General features: G+C 41.0%; 14 protein-coding genes and 1 tRNA gene. 13 read left to right on the forward strand and 2 right to left on the reverse strand.

Features of this window, described 5'->3' with window-relative positions; genetic code table 11:
- Complete coding sequence (locus tag NT010_13810; protein MCX5807115.1) at window positions 1–1,005, forward strand: RNA polymerase factor sigma-32; 1,005 nt, start codon at window positions 1–3, stop codon at window positions 1,003–1,005.
- A 398-nt stretch (window positions 1,006–1,403) separates the two neighbouring features.
- Here the strand turns inward: NT010_13810 and NT010_13815 are convergent.
- Together NT010_13815 and NT010_13820 are read right to left on the reverse strand one after the other, a co-directional pair.
- Window positions 1,404–1,493, reverse strand: a tRNA-Ser gene (locus tag NT010_13815).
- Between the two features lie 88 nt (window positions 1,494–1,581).
- A complete protein-coding gene (locus tag NT010_13820) occupies window positions 1,582–2,568 on the reverse strand; it encodes a ketoacyl-ACP synthase III (GenBank protein MCX5807116.1) in 987 nt (328 codons plus the stop codon).
- 164 nt (window positions 2,569–2,732) lie between these two features.
- Between NT010_13820 and tatB the strand changes: the two genes are divergently transcribed.
- From tatB to serA, 12 genes are all read left to right on the forward strand, one after another.
- Complete coding sequence (gene tatB, locus NT010_13825; GenBank protein ID MCX5807117.1) at window positions 2,733–3,059, forward strand: Sec-independent protein translocase protein TatB; 327 nt, start codon at window positions 2,733–2,735, stop codon at window positions 3,057–3,059.
- 5 nt (window positions 3,060–3,064) lie between these two features.
- Window positions 3,065–3,817 carry a twin-arginine translocase subunit TatC gene (gene tatC / locus NT010_13830; GenBank protein MCX5807118.1) on the forward strand — a complete coding sequence of 251 codons (753 nt, stop codon included), beginning with the start codon at window positions 3,065–3,067 and terminating at the stop codon, window positions 3,815–3,817.
- Entirely contained in the window at window positions 3,804–4,808 is a 1,005-nt protein-coding gene (locus NT010_13835; GenBank protein ID MCX5807119.1) for an NTP transferase domain-containing protein, read from the forward strand. The genes tatC and NT010_13835 overlap by 14 nt, the downstream gene beginning before the upstream one ends.
- Before the next feature lie 204 nt (window positions 4,809–5,012).
- Window positions 5,013–6,833 carry a glutamine--fructose-6-phosphate transaminase (isomerizing) gene (gene glmS, locus NT010_13840; GenBank protein MCX5807120.1) on the forward strand — a complete coding sequence of 607 codons (1,821 nt, stop codon included), beginning with the start codon at window positions 5,013–5,015 and terminating at the stop codon, window positions 6,831–6,833.
- Window positions 6,834–6,979: 146 nt separating this feature from the next.
- The gene (locus NT010_13845; GenBank protein ID MCX5807121.1) at window positions 6,980–10,279 is read left to right on the forward strand and encodes a PAS domain S-box protein; all 3,300 of its coding nucleotides are present in this window, start codon (window positions 6,980–6,982) and stop codon (window positions 10,277–10,279) included.
- A gap of 9 nt (window positions 10,280–10,288) precedes the next feature.
- Entirely contained in the window at window positions 10,289–11,695 is a 1,407-nt protein-coding gene (locus NT010_13850; GenBank protein ID MCX5807122.1) for a sigma-54 dependent transcriptional regulator, read from the forward strand.
- 242 nt (window positions 11,696–11,937) lie between these two features.
- Window positions 11,938–12,342 (forward strand): hypothetical protein, encoded by a 405-nt coding sequence (locus NT010_13855; protein MCX5807123.1) that lies wholly within the window; start codon window positions 11,938–11,940, stop codon window positions 12,340–12,342.
- A gap of 39 nt (window positions 12,343–12,381) precedes the next feature.
- Window positions 12,382–13,074: an ATP-binding protein gene (locus NT010_13860; protein ID MCX5807124.1), complete on the forward strand. Its 693-nt coding sequence runs from the start codon at window positions 12,382–12,384 to the stop codon at window positions 13,072–13,074.
- A gap of 476 nt (window positions 13,075–13,550) precedes the next feature.
- Window positions 13,551–13,997 (forward strand): universal stress protein, encoded by a 447-nt coding sequence (locus tag NT010_13865; GenBank protein MCX5807125.1) that lies wholly within the window; start codon window positions 13,551–13,553, stop codon window positions 13,995–13,997.
- 189 nt (window positions 13,998–14,186) lie between these two features.
- Window positions 14,187–14,738 carry a hemerythrin domain-containing protein gene (locus tag NT010_13870; GenBank protein MCX5807126.1) on the forward strand — a complete coding sequence of 184 codons (552 nt, stop codon included), beginning with the start codon at window positions 14,187–14,189 and terminating at the stop codon, window positions 14,736–14,738.
- A 528-nt stretch (window positions 14,739–15,266) separates the two neighbouring features.
- Entirely contained in the window at window positions 15,267–17,798 is a 2,532-nt protein-coding gene (gene mgtA, locus NT010_13875) for a magnesium-translocating P-type ATPase (protein MCX5807127.1), read from the forward strand.
- 154 nt (window positions 17,799–17,952) lie between these two features.
- Window positions 17,953–19,572 carry a phosphoglycerate dehydrogenase gene (gene serA / locus NT010_13880; GenBank protein ID MCX5807128.1) on the forward strand — a complete coding sequence of 540 codons (1,620 nt, stop codon included), beginning with the start codon at window positions 17,953–17,955 and terminating at the stop codon, window positions 19,570–19,572.
- Window positions 19,573–19,621 lie beyond the last annotated feature (49 nt).

The following is a 19,621-nucleotide window of genomic DNA, read 5'->3' on the forward strand; positions in this document are numbered from 1 at the left end:
TTGACAGAGAAAATCTTGATTGACGAAGATAAGGATATTTTTGAAGAGGCAGCAGGAGATGAAATCTTGATTGACGAAGATAAGGACGTTTTTGAAGAAGCTGCAGTAGATGAAATCTTGATTGACGAAGATAAGGACGTTTTAGAAGAAGTAGTGGAAAAAGGTCTCCCCATACCCTTTGACCCACTTAAAAAATATCTTGCAGAGGTATCAAGATACCCTGTTTTGTCAAGAAATGAGGAATTGGAAATTGCAGTAAAGATACATAATGACAAGGACAGGGATGCTGCGCAAAAGCTTGTTATCTCCAACCTCAAGCTTGTTGTAAAGATTTCCCTTGAATATTACAATACCTATCTCAACATTCTCGATCTTATCCAGGAAGGTAATGTGGGGCTCCTTCATGCAGTGAAAAAGTATAACCCGTATAAGGGTACAAAATTTTCAACATATGCTTCCTTCTGGATTAGAGCCTACATACTGAAATATATCATGGATTCATGGAGCCTTGTAAAAATTGGCACTACGCAGAGCCAGAGGAAGCTTTTTTATAGACTGAATAAGGAAAAACAGAAGCTTGAAGCCTTAGGTATATTTCCAGCCCCCCAACTCCTTGCAAGCACCCTTGATGTAAAAGAAGAAGAAGTCGAGGATATGCAAAAAAGGTTGTTTTATTCGGACATTTCTCTTGAAACTCCCCTTGGCGATGAGAGCGATGATACCATTCTGGATATGATAAAATCTGATGGCAATGTCGAGGAAATTGTTGCGAATAAGGAAAAAAATGAAATTTTGTCAATAAAAGTTGCTGAATTCAAGAAGACCTTAAACAATAAAGAGATATTTATTTTTGATAACCGAATTATGACAGATGAACCTCTTACATTACAGGATATAGGCACTAAATTCGATATATCACGGGAAAGGGTCAGGCAGATTGAAAACAAAGTGCTGAAAAAGTTTAAAGAGCAATTTAAGGGCGAATTGAAAAAGCTTGATTTCTGATTCCTAAAGCATAATAAATACTGATATTACAATGTGTTGTAATAAATATAGCATATATTACATTAGATAAGTTAGATAATATATTGTTAATATATGATAAAAAAATACTGTCAATAGCGGCTTCCAGAACATAGCATGATTCAGATTTTCTGTCTAATCTGAATTTATCACGGATATCATTGGCAAACCGACAAAGATACTTATCCTGATTGAGAACATGGGTTTATTTTTTAATATATATTTACTTAATAGGAGGAGCATGAGATGTCCTCTATGCAACCAAGCTTCTTGCCAGGCTTCTTTCTTATCTCTGAACCCATACACTTCTTGCAATATGGACTCAAGCTGAAATATGTATATTATGAAAGTAAGTGAAAAGAAGGTGGCTTTTAAAAAAATGGCGGAGGGAGTAGGATTCGAACCCACGGGGCGCTTGCACGCCCAACGGTTTTCAAGACCGCCGCTTTCGGCCGCTCAGCCATCCCTCCGGTCTAATCAATATTAAATATCATTTTTGAGTGATGATTTAAAGATATTTTAATGGTTAAAACGTATAATCAATACTCAAAACCTTTGTTACCACTTAATAAGGCTGCTGCCCCATGTAAGGCCACCGCCGAAGGCTGTCAGAAGAACAAGTTTGTCCTTCACTATTGTATTGTTTCTGACAGCTTCATCAAGGGCAATCGGTACTGTAGCGGATGAAATATTCCCGTATTTCTGTATAGTCAGATATACTTTGTCCATAGGTACCTTCAATTTTTTTGCCATAGCCTGGAGAATCCGGATATTTGCCTGATGCGGTATAATAACATCAACGTCATCTATCGTATAGCCGTTTGTTCCGGCAGCTTCTTCACATGCTTCAGCAAATCTTCCCACAGCTACCTTGAATGATTTATTCGCTTCAATCATCTTCAAAAAATGCAGCCCCTTATCAACACTTTCATGAGATATAGGGGTGGTCATGGAACCGCCGCCAGGCATTAAAAGTGTGTCGCCGCTTGCTCCATCGGTATGGATGTGTGTTGAAAGAATTTTAGCTCCCGAATCAGATTCTGTTATGACTGCTGCGCCTGATCCGTCACCCCAGAGAATACAACTTTCCCTCTCCTTCCAGTTTATCACTCTGCTCATGATTTCGCCTGCAACTACAAGGGCGGTTTTGTTTGTGCCCGATCTGACAAGTGTTTCAGCGACATGCAGGGCAAAAATAAAACCTGAACATGCAGCCGTTATGTCGAAAGATACGGCATTTTTGCATCCCAATTTGGCTTCGAGCCAGTTTGCCCCTGCAGGGCAATGCGTATCCGGCGTAATAGTGCCGAGGATAATCAAATCAATATCATCCGGCTTTACTCCAGCCACTTCCATAGCTCTTTCGCAGGCAATTTTGCACAAATCGGAAACTGCCTGGTTTTCTTTTGCAATCCTTCTTTCTTTTATACCTGTCCTTGAATAGATCCATTCGTCGGATGTGTCCAGGAATTTCTCAAAATCACAGTTTGCCATAATATGTTCAGGAACATATGAGCCTGTTCCTATAATACTGATTTTCTTCATTCAGAACCCCTATTTGTTAATATGGTGTAAGTTAAATGCAAATATAATTGAGTTTTAAGTATAAATAGAACAATAAAGGGCAAATAAAGTCAAGGAAAAGATACCTGTATCAATCAACCGTTATTTTCTTTAAACTCCCGATCCTTTTATGATATTTTATCTCAATGTTTGGTATAGGTTTCCCAGAACTTATCGTAATTATGATTGTAGCCCTTCTTGTAGTGGGTCCTGCAAAGCTTCCGGAGCTTGCCAGGTCAATCGGCAAGGCTCTCCTGGAATTCAGACGCATGGCTGATGAAGTTAAGGAAACGATAAATGAAGAGGTTATAAAAGAGGAAGAACCGAAAGAAGAAACCAGAAAGAATGAATTGCTCAGTAAAAAAGATACTCAAACTGAGGGGGAAAATAAACAGCACGATACGCAGCATGAACTGCATAATGAAGTATTAACGGAAAAAGAAAAATCCATTACGCATCACCTAAAGGGCTGACAGTAATGGCGGGCGGAACCGGGATAGATGAAAAACAGCCCTTTATTTCACATCTAATTGAATTACGCAACAGGATTCTCATTTGTGCTGCTGCTGTCGGCATAGCTTTTATTTTCACTTTTTATTTCAAAGAAAAAATATTTGATTTCCTTATGCAGCCCTTTATCAAGGTAATGCCCGAAAAAAGCTCTTTTATATTTACTTATGTTACAGAGGCATTTATTACTTATGTTAAGATATCGATTGTTGCCGCAGTTTTTGTGACATTTCCGGTAATCCTCTATGAATTCTGGATGTTTGTATCGCCAGGTCTCTATCAGAAGGAGAAAAGGTATCTCTTGCCTTTTATTATTTTCGGAAGTATCTGTTTCTTATGCGGAGCATCGTTCTGTTATTATGTGGTGATGCCCGTTATATACAGGTTTTTTGTAAGTTATGCCGGTGAGTATGTTATCCCCATGCCCGATTTAAAGGCATATATGAGTCTTACATTACGCATGGTTGTTGTATTTGGTTTTATATTCGAACTTCCTCTTGTTGCATACTATTTATCGAAGATAGGGATAATAAACCACAAACTCCTCATTTCAAAAAGACGGTACGCCATCCTTGGAATATTTATTTTAAGTGCCATTATAACGCCGCCGGATATTACAAGCCAGATATTAATGGCAATTCCCTTGTGCGGACTCTATGAATTGAGTATCATTATAACGAGAATATTTGGAAAAAAGGTGGTAAAAAATGAAAAAGCTTAATATTGTCATACTTGCTGCAGGTAAAGGCGAAAGGATGTTGTCGAAAAAACCGAAGGTCATGCACGAAGTTATGGGCAAGCCTTTGATAGGCCATGTTGTGGAAAGAGCAAAGGAACTTTCCCCTGTTGAAATTGTTGTGGTGACAGGCTTTGGCAGGGAAGAGGTTGAGGCATATCTTCAAAATCAGAACGTAAATATATCGGTTCAGACTGAACAGAAAGGTACGGCCCATGCTTTGCTTACTGCGGAAAAATTTATAAATGGAGGAGATGTCCTTGTTCTTTACGGAGATGTGCCTTTAATTGAAGACTCTACATTGAATGATTTTCTCTCCTTTTATAGTAATTTCAACAGCATTTCCTTTTTAACAACCCAGGTGGGCAATCCACAAGGTTATGGCAGGGTGATAATGAAAAATGATGAAATTCTGGATATTGTCGAAGATGCCGATGCTACTCCGGAAGAAAAGCTGGTAAACGAAATCAATACCGGTATTTGCATTATCCCCGAAGATTGTTTGCCCCTTCTCAAACTTATCGAACCGAACAATAAAAAGGGTGAATATTACCTGACCGACATCTGCAAGGTTGCAAAAAAGAAAGGCTTGAATATAAAAGGTTGCCGACATGGTGAATCAACTGAGGTTCTTGGCATTAATAATAAAAAAGAACTTCTTAATGCTAACATTACCATGCGGGACAGGATACTCGACAAGCATATGCTGAGAGGCACAACAATGCTTGGCAGGAATATATATATTGAGAGTGATGTAATTATAGGCAAGGAAACGACTGTTTTCGCGAACTCTTACATACTTGGCAGCACTATAATAGGCGATGACGTAGTAATAGGGCCGAACACTTTTATAAAGAATTCAAGAATAAATAGCAGCGTACGCATTGAAGGTTTTGCTTTCATAGAAAATTCCGAAATCAAGAAGGATACAGTTGTCGGGGTGTTTTCACAGATTAATCAGGACAATGTTTTATGAAAGCTTGTATGAATTGTATGTTTTATGTATATTGAAGACATCGTAATTATTAAAAATTTGCAGCAAATAGAGCTTCTGTATCAGTAAGGGATGTGTTAAGAAGGTTGTCAAAAAAGCGATATAATTATTTTAACGATGTTGACTTGGGGAACAAAAAACGTAAGCTAAAGATGCAAGAACAAATAAAATAAAAAGGAAAATATTATGTGTGGAATAGTTGGATATATCGGAAAAGAAGAGGCCTGCGACATACTCATCGAGGCCCTGAAAAAACTTGAATACAGAGGATATGACTCTGCCGGTGTAGCCATCTGGTGCAATAATAAAATAGCAACGGCAAGAAAAAAAGGCAAAGTTGACGAATTGAGGAAGGTCGTTTCTGAACATGTTTTTAGCGGTACAATGGGGCTTGCCCATACAAGGTGGGCTACGCATGGAATGCCTTCGGAAAAAAATGCACATCCACATAAAGCAGGCGACGTGGTTGCGGTCCATAACGGTATTATTGAAAACTATGTTGAGTTAAAGGAAAGGCTGAGAGGGGAGGGTCGCAAATTTCTGTCGGATACCGATACGGAAGTTGTTCCTCATCTGATTACATCTTACATAGAGAAAGGTAATGATTTTCTGGAGGCAGTCAAGTTAACCCTTAGAGAGCTAAAAGGTTCTTATGCTTTGGGCATTATGAGGGAGAAGGAAAGGGTAATTATTGCTGCAAAAAAAGAAAGTCCTCTTATAATCGGTATCGGAGACGGTGAATATTTTATCGCAAGCGATGCGCCGCCTATTCTCAACAGGACAAACAGGCTCATATTTCTTGAGGACAACGATATTGCTGTTTTCAAGGATGATACATTCATGATTATCGACCAGGATGGAAATAGTGTGGAGAGAAATATTCACCAGGTAAGCTGGTCAGGTGCTATGGCAGAGAAAGGCGGTTATAAGCATTTTATGCTGAAAGAGATATTCGAACAACCCAGAGCAATTGCTGAAACCCTGATAGGAAGGTTGGATGAGGAGAGAGGACAGATTGATTTTGATGAACTGAAGATGCCTGATTTGAAAAAGATAAAAAAGATATGGATGGTGGCCTGTGGTACTTCATACCATGCATGTATGATTGGTAAATACGTGATCGAAGCAAATTTACGCATACCCGTCGAGACTGATCTGGCTTCCGAGTTCCGTTACAGAGACCCTATTATAAGCAGGAGCGACATGCTTATCCTGATTTCACAGTCAGGGGAAACTGCAGATACTATTGCTGCCATGAAAGAAGGAAAAAAGAATGGCGCCTACACCTTATCAATTTGTAATGTCCTTGGCAGCACACTTGCCAGGGACGCCGACGGTGTAATATTCACCCATGCCGGTCCGGAAATAGGAGTCGCCTCGACAAAGGCGTTTACTACACAGATTTCTGTACTTTTCATGCTAATGCTTTATATGGGCAAAAAGCTGGGACTTATGGATAGCAACACTTTAAGGGAGAAAATAGGTGAAATTAAAAAGATTCCTCACAAAGTGCAGATAATTCTTGATAAATCAAAAGACCTTGAAGAACTTGCAAGGAAATATATTGGATTTAAGGATTTTCTCTATATTGGAAGGGGGATAAATTATTCAACAGCCCTGGAAGGTGCCTTGAAGCTTAAAGAGATTTCCTATATACATGCTGAAGCATATGCAGCAGGGGAGATGAAACATGGCCCTATTGCACTGATTGATGAGAATTTACCGGTTGCAATTATATCACCGAACGACTCAACATATCATAAGACATGCGGCAATATTGAAGAAGTAATGGCAAGGAGAGGGAGGGCTATACTTTTCACGGATACAGATACACATGAAATGGCGGATAGGGCGGATGCCTGCTTTATCATTCCTTCAACCATTTATGAGCTCCAGCCAATTTTATCTGTGCTGCCGCTGCAGCTTCTCGCTTACTATATTGCCAATCTGCTTGGCACGGATGTGGATCAACCACGCAATCTGGCGAAAAGCGTAACGGTAGAGTAAACTCCATCACAATGTCTTGATTTATTTGGAATTATAATAAAATCACTATCTATATTCATCTCATTATCAAGTAAAAAATGTGAGCAATATTATATGAAATATTGTATATTTGTATAGGTAATCACTGCTCTTTTGGGAGTTATAAAGTGGGTAAAAAAGAAAGCAATGAGCCGTTTCCTGTTGAACTTACTGCGTTACGCAGGCGTATCGCAGAGCTTGAAAGAAAACAAACTAGAGACATCGCCGCACGTAAACAGGCAGAAAAGGCTTTGCAGGAAGCGAACGAGTGGATGGAGTTTGCCCAGCGGTCGGCCAAAGCCGGAATCTGGAATTGGGATATCAAGACAGGGCAACTTGAATGGTCGCCGGAGTTATTCAAACTTTTCGGGTTGGACAGCCATCAAACAGATGCATCATTCGAGGCATGGGAGTCCGTTATTCATCCGGATGATCTTGAGGCTGCCAAATCCAGGATTGATCTTGCGCTGAAGGACTCTTCGTTCCTGACAAACGAGTACCGGATAATACGTCAAGATGGGCAGGTGCGATGGATTAGTGCATTGGGTCAAGCTAGCCCTATCCGCATGAGCGGTATATGCATTGACATTACCGACCGCAAACAAGCTGAGGATGCACTCCGTAAGAGCAATGAACGACTAGGCATCCTGTCTGATATTGCCAGAGAACTGCTTGCAAGCGATGCGTCACAGACCATTATAGAAGAGCTATGCCAAAAGGTGATGACATATCTCAATTGTGATGTTTTTTTCAATTTCCTGGTTGATGACGAGAAACAACGACTTCATCTGAACGCCGCTGCAGGCATATCCGACAAGTCTGCTAAAGAAATACAGTGGCTGGATTTTGGGGTAGCGGTCTGCGGAACAATGGCCCGCGACTCCTGTCGAATAGTGGCCGAACATATTCCCACTGCAATGGGTCCAAAGACTGATCTGATAAGCTCTTTCGGCATCAAGGCCTATGCTTGCCATCCGTTACTGTCTTACGGCAAGGTGATCGGCGCTCTTTCATTCGGCACCAGATCGAGGCTCTTTTTTTCGAAAGACGACCTGAACATGATGAAGGCGGTAGCTGACCAGGTTGCCCTTGCAATAGAGCGGAAAAGAACGGTTGAGACACTCCGTAAGGCCCGTGAAGGGCTTGAACAGCGGGTCGCGGAAGGAACATTGGAACTAAAGCGTCTGGCAGAATTACTCGAACTCGCACATGACGCCATTATTGTCATAGACGTAAAAGGAAAGATCTCATTCTGGAACTCCGGTGCTCAAAAAATATACGGCTGGACAAAGCAGGAAGCCATCGGCAAAATATCTCATGAGCTTCTCCTTGCCAAATTTCCTGTTCCTTTGAAGAATATTATGGCAACCACCTTACGGAAAGGCCGTTGGGAAGGCGAACTTATTCATACCACAAAAGATAAGAGAAAAATTACTGTGTTAAGTCGATGGGCTATGGAACACGGCAATGAAAAGAGATCCACAAACGTCCTGGAAATAAATAGTGATATTACGGAGCGTAAGCAGGCAGAGGATGCCCTGCGGCTTACCAATACTTACAATCGAAGCTTGATTGAAACAAGCCTTGATCCTCTTGTCACAATAAGTGCTGAAGGTAAAATAAACGATGTAAATACCGCTACCGAAATGGTAACGGGATTTTCTCGGGATGATTTGATCGGAAGAGATTTTTCCGACTATTTTACAGACCAGAAAAAAGCTCGTACCGGATATAAGTTAGTGTTTAAAGAGGGTTTTGTCCATGATTACGAGTTAGAAATCCGACACAGAGATGGACACATTACCCCGGTAATCTATAACGCATCGGTATATAGAGACGAGGCGGGCCGTGTGAAAGGTGTCTTTGCGGCAGCAAGGGATATTACAAAACGCAAGCAAGCGGAGGAAGAGCTGGTACGTCTTGCGGCTGCAGTAGAGCAATCTGCCGATGGAATAACCATAACTGACCCGAAGAGAATAATACTTTACGTAAATCCTTCATTTCTCGTACAAACAGGGTACTCCAAGACAGAGCTCATCGCTCAAAACATTGAAATAGTGAGAAGCGGTAAGGATGGAGAAGGCATCTACCGGGATATGCGCGACAAAACAGCCCATGGAAAGGTTTGGTCCGGTGAAGTGACCAATAAAAGGAAAGACGGGACGCCCTATGATGCCTATATGACTGTCTCCCCGGTTAAAGACCCGGCCAACAGGATCACCAACTACGTGTCAATTATCAATGATATTACGGAAAAGAAAAGGTTTGAGAAACAACTACGGGAAGCCCAGAAGATGCAAGCAATCGGTACATTGGCCGGTGGTGTAGCTCACGATTTTAATAATATTATTGCGGGTATTATAGGTTTCACAGAGATGGTGCTTGAGGACGCTCCTGCAGAAAGTCCTTCCCGGCGAAGGTTGCAGCTCGTACTCAAGGGGGCTTATCGCGGTCGAGACCTTGTAAAACAAATACTTGCATTCAGCCGGAAGGGTGAGCACGAAAAAAAACCTGTTTCTCTGAATCATGTTATTGAAGAAGTATCCCTCTTACTCAGAGCTTCTCTGCCGACAACCATCGAAATAAGGGAAAATCTTGTCCTCGAGTCGGATACTATCATGGCTGATCAGACCCAAGTCCATCAAGTAATCTTAAACCTTTGTTCAAATGCTGCCTATGCAATGCGCGAGAAAGGTGGAACACTAAGGATAGAACTTGCAGAGGAAAGTTTGGGTCCAGAAGATCGCAGACTATATCCGGAGTCAAGACCAGGCCAGTATGTGAGACTGACTATAAGCGATACAGGCTGCGGGATCGAGCAAGAACATATGGACCATATTTTCGAACCATTTTTTACCACTAAAAGCCCTGGTGAAGGAACCGGCCTTGGTCTTTCAGTGGTACATGGGATCATAAAGAATCATGATGGATTTGTGAGAGTTTACAGCAAACCGGAGAAAGGGTCATCATTTCATGTGTTCTTGCCTAAAACTAAGGAACAACGATTGCCTGAATCGGCTCAAATTGATTCGGTGACAGGCGGCAAGGAATCCATTCTGTTTGTGGATGATGAAGAATTATTGGTTGAAATGGTGCAGCAGAGGCTGGAACGCCTGGGATACAAGGCAGTGGGCACGACAAATGCACTAAAGGCGCTCGATATTTTTCGTGCCCAGCCGGATATGTTCCATCTTGTCATAACTGATTATACTATGCCCCAGATGACAGGCCTTGATCTATCAATTAAGCTGCTTCGCATAAGACCGGATATTCCGATTATCATGTGTTCCGGATTAAACGATCCCGTACCAATAAAGAAATTGAAAAAAGCAGGCATAACAAGACTAATTACCAAGCCCTTCGGGAAAAAGGAGTTTTCTCAAACTATTCGAAGTGTACTCGATAAGAAAAAAACAGAAAACAGATAGAGGAATGCGATGGCGAAAGTCCTTATTATTGATGATGATGAAATATTTTCTGAGATGATTGCCGATATTGTGCTACGTGTCGGTCACAACCCATCACGTTCTTTTAATCTCAATGATGGATTGAAAAAGGTATTTGCCGAACCCTTTGATGTAGTTTTTCTTGATATATTTTTGCCTGATGGTAATGGACTGGAAGCTCTTCCGCAAATCAGAGAGGCGGGATATTTGCCTGAAATAATCATTCTCACGGGGTTTGGAGATGCCAATGGCGCTGAGTTGGCTATTAAAAACGGCGCCTGGGATTATATTGAAAAACCTTCTTCAATCAAAGAAGTTACACTTTCTCTTATCAGGGCTCTTGAATACCGGAAAGAGAAAACGACGAATAAATCTCCCGTGGCGCTGAATCGTGGAGCGATTATCGGCAACAGTTCAGGCATAAGGGCGTGCATAGACCTTCTTGCCAAAGCTGCATCGAGTGACATAAATGTAGTAATTACCGGAGAAACCGGTACAGGCAAAGAGCTTTTTGCATCGGCAATACACAGCAACAGCTCCAGGGCTCATAAAAACTTCGTTGTAGTGGATTGTGCTTCCCTACCTCAGACCCTTGTGGAAAGCATCCTTTTTGGCCATGAAAAAGGATCATTTACCGGAGCCGACAAAACACAAACCGGTCTCATAAAACAGGCTCATGGAGGAACGCTATTTCTTGACGAAGTCGGTGAATTACCGCTCTCCCTCCAGAAGAATCTATTACGGGCTCTCCAGGAACATCGTTTTCGTCCTGTTGGTTCTGAATTGGAGATAGAAAGTAATTTTCGTCTCATTTCTGCAACAAATAAGGATCTGAATAAAATGGTAGAAACAGGACAGTTCCGGGAAGACCTCCTTTTTCGTCTCCGCTCACTCACTATTGATCTTCCCCCGTTAAGAAAGCATCCGGAAGATATCAAAGAATTACTTGTATCTTTTATTACAAAGCTCTGTGATCGTTATGGAAAGGGAATCAAAGGGTTTTCGCCTGAATTTCTTGAAGCTCTTGAAAAATATGAATGGCCGGGGAACGTGAGGGAATTGTTAAGCGCTGTTGAGAGCGCTGTCTCTGAAGCGCTTGAGGAACCGGCGCTGTTTCCCAAGCACCTACCGTTGAACATAAGGATCAGTTTGAAAAAGGCATCTCTACAGAAAGATGTGAACACCGTTAATGGCGAAGAAAACAATTTACATTTAGCGGCTTCAATCCCTGTGCTCAAAGATTTCAGGGATAATGCGATTGCTAAGGCTGAAAGGACATACCTCGAAAATATTTTGGCTTCTACCAGTAACAATATTATAGAGTCTTGCCGGATTTCCGGTTTGTCGCGGCCAAGGTTGTATGCACTTTTGAAGAAATATAACCTTATAAAACGATGAATACAAACTCCAGGCCACAGAAAGTGAATATCAAATACTTTCATTTGGACGCCTTTGTTGTCTTATGAAATAAGACATAATATTGCTTCGCAAGACAACTTATCGACCGGCAAGACAAAACCCCACTTTATTTTTTTGGCCATAACATCGAAAAGATGTGGATCTATTTAATATCATACACAATATTGAATCAATATCTTTATGTGTATACTCCGGCACAATTCTTGTATTAAGTGTCTGTCATGCAGGAACACTTAAGGAATAAAATAATTGAAAATACAGTAATTTTTTACAGTAAAAAAACTGGTAAAAAAGAAATAGAGCTTCAAAAAACCGTAGCAAACACAGTGAAAGATCAGAAAATAGAAATCTGTAAAACTGTTGAAGATTTATTTACAAAACTCCGTTTTATAAAACGCGACAGAATGATTCTAATTCTTTTGGTTTCGGATGAGGACGACTTCAGAGATATCCTTACAATTAAATCATTATTGGATGATATGCGCATTTTGCTCATTCTTCCCAATGCGGGAGATGAAATAGTTGCCATGGGTCATAGCATTCATCCACGGTTTTTGAGCTATATAGACGGCAATTTTCAGGAAGTGGCAGCAGTTCTGGAAAAGATTGAAAAACTAAGAGTATAAACAAGAGGCAAATAATTATTCCATAGAGGGAGGTATCAAATGGCAAAGGAAATAAAAAATCAATTTAATTTCAAAAGTCAATTTAATTTCAAAAGTCTTCCGTCGTTTATTTACAACAGGGAAATTAAACCGAAAGAAACGGATATCAACGATATTATCAACGCAACCAGCTCAATATTGCCCCAGCACATAGAAGACGAGGGCATTAAAATAAAATTTAATCTTACAAATGAAAGATTAAATATTATGGCCGATATTTCCAGGATGCAGGAAGCCCTACTGAATTTGATTAAAAATGCCCGGGACGCAATGCCCCTTGGCGGAGTGTTGACCATTGCTACAAAAAAAGCGAATTTCAACAACGGAATCTATCCATATAGAAATGATAAATTGTCGGCAATGTGCGCTGTCTGTTCAATATCCGATACGGGTTATGGCATGGATGAAATTACATTGAAAAGAGCCTTTGAGCCCTTCTTTACATCGAAAAACAGCACCATGCAAAAGGGTCTTGGCTTGCCCATAGCATATCACATTGTTAAAGAACACAACGGGAGCATATCCATGGAAAGCAGTCCGGGAAAGGGGACAACAATTAAGCTTTACCTGCCTTTGTCAGAACGCGGTGTAGAGAAAGTTGAGCCTATACCCCTTCCTCCATCTGCCGGAATAGGATTGATGTTTAATGAAACTTTTTTTAGTGGAAATAACAATGAACTGGCAAGTTTGTGAGCTTCTTGCAGGAGACAACAGAGAATGATGCAGGTCTTTGCTTTGGAAGAAAACTGGTGTCTTTCATAACATTAAAAAGATAAAGGAGGTGTTAATGAAAATAAGAATTAATTCTCATCTTTATAATAGCTGTGGGAGTTGTGAAGATATTTGTCCTGAAGTTTTCAGAGTGACACATGATTTCGTTCTCAATATGCTGGGTAGAACTTAAGACTTACCTGATTTTTTTGAGAATGCCTGCAGGGACGCTGCTGATTACTGTCCGGTTGATGCTATTCTCATTGAAGAGCAATGGAATAAAAGAGCTATGTGTGCTTAGAATTGAACAAAACAGGAAAAGATGGAGGGTTCAAAGGATATTTGCCTGGTTGAGCAAGGAACTCGAAAGAAAAGACTATATCAACCGGCGGTTTTTAATACCTCTTTAAGGGCGGTAAATACGTTTCTGTTATTCTATTAATGAAAAGGAGGTCCATATGTTTTCACCAAAAAAGATTCTTGTACCAACAGACTTTTCCAAGTACTCGGATAAGGCACTTCAACAGGCGGCTGACATTGCAAAGGAGCATAACTCCACAATCTACCTTTTTCACGTTATCGGAATAATCCAGCAATGTGCTGTAGATTATTGCCTTGACAACCAGATAATAGAAGAACTTGAGAAAAAGAGTATCGATTCATCCAAGGAGATGATGAAAGAACAAATCAATAAAATTGCTGAAGCAAAGTCCTTAAAAATAATCACAGATGTCAAAAAAGGCACTCCTTACGAAGAAATACTTAAGGAGCAGGCAGAAAAAAAGATAGATCTGATCGTTACTGCATCCCATGGCAAAACAGGTCTGATGCATTATTTAATGGGGAGTGTGGCAGAAAAGGTTGTAAAGGGAGCAAAGTGCACTGTAATGTTGGTAAAAGCCTGATCAATAATAAAGTGTACTTGTAAAAATATCCTTGAGGAACCGGCACGGGAAGATAATTCACATGTGAAAATGATGCCTGAAATTTGCAAAAAACTGAAAAAGAGTAAACCATTTAAAAATGGATTTCCATAAAGTAAAAAGGGCAACGCAAAGAAGCAGGGCCGAAATACAAATCAGCGGAGGTATGAAATGCTGCCTATAGGGCCTTTAATGATCGAACACCGTCTTATAGAGAAAATGATTCTGGCAATAAAACAAGAAGCCGGGAGACTTGAGACGGGAGGCGAACTCAATATCGATTTCCTTGAACTCATTGTTGATTTTATTCGCACCTACGCTGATCTTTGTCATCATGGAAAAGAAGAGGACATCCTCTTCAAGGAACTCCAGAAAAAAGATCTCTCTGACGAGCAAAAGCGTATAATGAGCGAATTGGTTGAAGAACACATAATTGGGCGTGTTACGGTGAAGCGACTCTCAGAGGCCAGAAATAAATATATTGAAGGCAAAAAAGAAGAACTGTCGATTATTGTGAAGCTCATGGTGTTTCTGGCAGATTTCTATCCGAAGCATATTGAGAAGGAGGACAGGCACTTTTTTATCCCTGTCATGGGCTACTTCACTTCTGAGGAAAAGGATGCCCTTTTAGAACAGGGTAACGAGTTTGACAGAGATCTTATCCATCATATCTACAAAGAAAAATATGAGAGTGCTTTAAAGCTGCTTTCAATTGGTTCATAGGCGATAGCGCTATATGAATACCATCCATGATTTTATACTTAATATTAGGAGTTGCGGCTGTAGCCTTAAGCGGATTCATAGACATTGGCGAAGGAGCTATTATCATGCCTGCCTTTGTCTTTTTGTCCGGATTTTTTTAACATCAGACACGGGGTACCGGGTACCACGCTGTCTCTTCTCATTCCGCCTATTTCGGTTCTCGCTGCAATGATGTACTATCGACAAAGATTATAGATGTGAAAAAGGCGACCGCAATCTGTCCCGGACGCATTTTCGGTAGTTCTTTCAATGCAAAGTTTGGGATGGGGCTATTAAACATAGCGTTATAACGAACATTTGGGGTGGCATTGTTTTTCATTGCATTAAAGATCATATTAATGAAATAATTATATTTATTGTCTTCATGGCCCATTTTTGAAAGCGACAAAATGGTGTTGCCCGGTATTGAAGAAGATTCATTAGGGTTATCAGTGATAACATAGATTGGTCATGCAGCATGAAAGTTTGTGAAACTATAGTGATTTAAATATGATCAAATCAATAAATGAATTATATGCTTTTTGGGCGCTGTCTCCAAATACTTTGCTTACCCGCCTTCAGGCCACAATCGATGGTTTGACCGGGATTGAGGCACAAAAACGACTTCAAACCTTTGGCCCTAATACCCTGAAACCAAAGAAGAGGAAAGATTCACTTGCACTTATCCTTGCACAGTTCAAAAGCCCGATCATTATAATACTACTTTTTGCGACTGGACTCTCCTTTATACTTCATGATGTAACCGATGCATTGATCATACTGGCAATAATCCTGGTTAGCGGCCTGCTTGGATTCTTCCAGGAACGTGGAGCGGTTAATGCTGTTCAGAAACTCCTTTCCATTGTCCAGGTCAGAACAATGACACTTCGTGACGGAGATTTCATGGATGTGCCAATCGAAGAAGTGGTACCGGGCGATATAATCAAATTAAACGCTGGAGATATTATCCCTGGTGACTGTATGATCATTGAATCCAAGGACCTTTTTCTTGACGAAGCAACATTGACAGGAGAGACCTACCCGGTGGAAAAGGAAACAGGGATCCTCAACGAGGCAGCCCCTCTCAACCGGAGAACAAACACGCTTTTCATGGGTACCCATGTTGTGAGCGGCGACGGAAAGGCGGTTGTTGTTCATACCGGGAAGGATACGGAGTTTGGAAAGATATCTGAACAGCTTAAATTCAGGCCGCCAGAGACGGAATTTGAACATGGTGTCAGTCATTTTGGCTACCTCCTGTTAGAGGTTACCATGATACTGATAATATTGATCTTTACTATCAACGTATATTTCCACCGGCCAGTGCTGGAATCGTTCCTTTTTTCCCTTGCCCTTGCGGTAGGGCTCACGCCTCAGCTTCTACCGGCAATTATCAGTATCAACCTTGCCCACGGTGCAAAACGGATGGCTGGCCAGAAGGTTATCGTAAAACGGCTTGCATCGATTGAGAACTTCGGAAGCATGAATATCCTCTGTTCCGATAAAACCGGCACCTTAACCGAGGGCCTGGTACAATTGCACACTGTCCTCGATATAGAGGGCCGGGAGAACGAAAAGGCCCTTCTCTACGCATATATCAATGCATACTATGAAACAGGCTTTACAAATCCTCTTGATGAAGCAATCCGCCAATATCGGCAGTTCGACCTTTCACATATGAGCAAGCTTAACGAAGTGCCCTACGATTTTATCCGCAAGCGCCTTACCATACTTGTGGATAATGACAATGCTCATCTCATGGTAACAAAAGGTGCACTTTCAAATGTACTCGCTGTTTGCTCCACCGTTGAAATTTCCGGGGGGGAGGTTGCTGATATAGGAACATTTCAGGAGAAAATCAATCAGCAGTTCATTGACCTAAGCAATAAGGGTTTCAGGACTCTTGGCCTCGCATATAAGGATATGGGTTCTCAATCTTCTATGACAAAAGATGATGAGATGCACATGACCTTTCTTGGTTTCCTCGTTTTCTTTGACCCTATCAAGGAGGGTATCATCGAAGTTATCAAAATCCTTAAAGAATCCGGTGTCACGCTGAAAGTCATTACCGGAGATAGCGAGCTTGTTGCCGCCAGTGTAACTGAGCGTATGAATTTCCCGAACCGTAGTATACTGAACGGTTCCAGTATTCGTGAAATGAGTAATGAAGCACTGATGAAAAAGGTCAACAGCGTAGATATCTTTGCTGAGATTGAGCCGAATCAAAAAGAGCGTATCATCCTTGCTTTGAGGAAATCGGGAAATGTAGTCGGATACATGGGAGACGGCATCAATGACGCATCGGCATTACATGCTGCAGATGTAGGAATTTCGGTAAACAGCGCGGTAGATGTGGCTAAGGAAGTGGCCGATATCGTACTTCTCGAAAAAGACCTCCGTGTTCTGGCAAATGGTGTACTGGAGGGCAGGAAAACTTTCGCAAATACGCTTAAGTATGTCTTTATGGCTACAAGCGCCAACTTCGGCAACATGTTCAGCATGGCAGGGGCCTCACTTTTTCTTTCTTTCCTTCCTCTACTTCCAAAACAGATTCTATTCACGAACCTATTGACTGATTTTCCTGAGATGACAATTGCCACCGACAGCGTTGACCAGGAGATGCTCAATCAGCCCCGTAAATGGAACATCAAGTTCATCCGTAACTTTATGCTTGTTTTCGGTTTACTTAGCTCTGTTTTTGACTATCTTACCTTTGGCGTCCTTCTTCTTGTTCTCAATGCATCGGTCGAAGAATTCAGGACCGGCTGGTTCATGGAATCCGTTATTTCTGCTTCAATGATCGTGCTGGTCATACGAACCCGGGGACCTTTCCTGAAAAGTAGGCCGGGTAAGGCTTTATTGACTGCCACTTTCCTTGTCGCCGTGGTTACAATCCTTTTCCCTTATACACCTATGGGAACGCTCTTTGGATTTGCACCTATACCGCTGCCATACATTTTGACGCTCCTTCTTATTGTCGTGCTCTATATCATTTCAGCAGAGGTAGCAAAAAGGTTCTTCTATAAATGGGCAAAGTTATGATGAAAGACCGGCCTTGAAAACAGGAGATTATATAATGTCTTTGCACCAGCAGTTACTCGAAATCTTATCACAACGTCTTGATTTTTCAGTCTGTGAATGTTACTGTTATCATTGTTAATACTATTATTCTATTGATTATCGGAAGGTGCTCTGTATGAAGAAATTTAAGGTTCTTGTCACGGATAATATTTCAAAGAAAGGTGTCAATATACTGGAACGTGAAGGCAATACCGAAGTTGATATAAAAGCCGGCATCAAGGCAGATGAACTCAAAAAGATTATCGGTGAATATGATGCTATTGTTACGCGAAGCGGAACAAACGTTACTGAAAGCTTGTTGGAAACCCCGGGTAAACTGAGGATTATAGGAAGAGCAGGCGTTGGTGTTGATAATATAGATATTGAAGCTGCGAGCAAAAAAGGTATTATTGTTATCAATGCTCCCACCGGAAATACCCTTGCAGCAACTGAGTTGACAATGGGACATATCCTGGGCGCTGCAAGGAAGATACCCCTTGCAAATAGTTCCCTTAAATCAGGCAAGTGGGACAGAAAAAGTTTGGGTGTAGAACTTTATAATAAAGTGCTTGGTATTGTGGGACTGGGCAGGATTGGAAGTAACATTGCCATAAGAGCTAAAAGTTTCGGCATGAAGATAATCTCCTATGACCCTTACATCAAAAGGAGCAAAGCCGATGCCCTTGGGGTGACACTATACGATAAGCTGGATGATTTACTCAAGGAAGTTGATATAATTACATTCCATACCCCTTTGACGCCTGTTACAAAAAACATGATTACCGCCAGAGAGATAGCCTTGATGAAAGACGGTGTCATTATTGTTAACTGTGCAAGAGGTGGAATAGTAAATGAAGATGATCTGTATAATGCCTTAAAATCAGGGAAGATATTTAGTGCCGGTATAGATGTTTTTGTAAAAGAGCCTCCCGATAACAGCAAACTGTTGGAGTTGGAAAATCTATTTGTAACGCCGCATATCGGGGCCAATACAACAGAGGGACAGGAGGCGGTTTCTGTAATCATAGCCGAACAGGTTCTAAATGCCCTGAATAACAGACCATGTCTTAATGCTATCAACATACCATTCATGAAATCACAGCTTCCGGAAACTATGCAGCTATATTTTAACCTTACCGAAAAGATGGGAAAATTTGCTGCTCAGATTTCAGAAGGAAGACCTGAAATGATAAAGATTATCATGGTCGGTAAAAGCTTCGAGGAAGACCTTTGTGAAAGAAGATTTGATGTTCCCTTCAGCTACCAGCCTTTTACCATTGCAGGTCTCAAAGGGTTTTTTGAAGTAAACCATAAGGGGGCTGCTACCTATATTAATGCTCCATATCTGGCAAAAGATGGAAATATTTTTATAGAGGAGACAAAGGCATCACAGTTTGATAAATTCAATGATCTTATTTTATTTATCATCAAGACCGATAAAGGTGAAACATCAATCGGCGGAACGGTGTTCCCGGATAAACTGGGAAGAATTGTTTTACTTGACCGCTTTCATCTTGATATGGTGCCGGAAGGTGCCTTTATACAATTCAGAATTTTTGACAAACCCGGTATTGTCGGAAAAGTAGGAACAATACTAGGCAATAACAATATCAATATTTCAGGTTTTGGTATGTCCAGGCAAAAAAGCGGGGAAGAGGTTGCCTTTGTTTCTGTGGATGACCATATTAGCAGTGAAGTGCTTGATGAGATTTTGCGCATAGATGGGATGATTGAAGCAAAGGTTATATATTTATAGATTCTCAATCTTATAGTAGTTTTAAAATAACAGCAAAATGTATTTCCAT

It is taken from the genome of Pseudomonadota bacterium (genome assembly GCA_026388275.1).
Classification (GTDB): Bacteria; Desulfobacterota; Syntrophorhabdia; order Syntrophorhabdales; family Syntrophorhabdaceae; genus JAPLKB01.

Excerpts from the sequence above, each read along its gene's own strand:
- NT010_13820 (MCX5807116.1), bottom strand. The coding sequence starts at position 2,568 with ATGAAGAAAATCAGTATTATAGGAACAGGCTCATATGTTCCTGAACAT.
- tatB (MCX5807117.1), top strand. The coding sequence starts at position 2,733 with ATGTTTGGTATAGGTTTCCCAGAACTTATCGTAATTATGATTGTAGCC.
- tatC (MCX5807118.1), top strand. The coding sequence starts at position 3,065 with ATGGCGGGCGGAACCGGGATAGATGAAAAACAGCCCTTTATTTCACAT.
- NT010_13835 (MCX5807119.1), top strand. The coding sequence starts at position 3,804 with ATGAAAAAGCTTAATATTGTCATACTTGCTGCAGGTAAAGGCGAAAGG.
- glmS (MCX5807120.1), top strand. The coding sequence starts at position 5,013 with ATGTGTGGAATAGTTGGATATATCGGAAAAGAAGAGGCCTGCGACATA.
- NT010_13850 (MCX5807122.1), top strand. The coding sequence starts at position 10,289 with ATGGCGAAAGTCCTTATTATTGATGATGATGAAATATTTTCTGAGATG.
- NT010_13855 (MCX5807123.1), top strand. The coding sequence starts at position 11,938 with ATGCAGGAACACTTAAGGAATAAAATAATTGAAAATACAGTAATTTTT.
- NT010_13860 (MCX5807124.1), top strand. The coding sequence starts at position 12,382 with ATGGCAAAGGAAATAAAAAATCAATTTAATTTCAAAAGTCAATTTAAT.
- NT010_13865 (MCX5807125.1), top strand. The coding sequence starts at position 13,551 with ATGTTTTCACCAAAAAAGATTCTTGTACCAACAGACTTTTCCAAGTAC.
- NT010_13870 (MCX5807126.1), top strand. The coding sequence starts at position 14,187 with ATGCTGCCTATAGGGCCTTTAATGATCGAACACCGTCTTATAGAGAAA.
- mgtA (MCX5807127.1), top strand. The coding sequence starts at position 15,267 with ATGATCAAATCAATAAATGAATTATATGCTTTTTGGGCGCTGTCTCCA.
- serA (MCX5807128.1), top strand. The coding sequence starts at position 17,953 with ATGAAGAAATTTAAGGTTCTTGTCACGGATAATATTTCAAAGAAAGGT.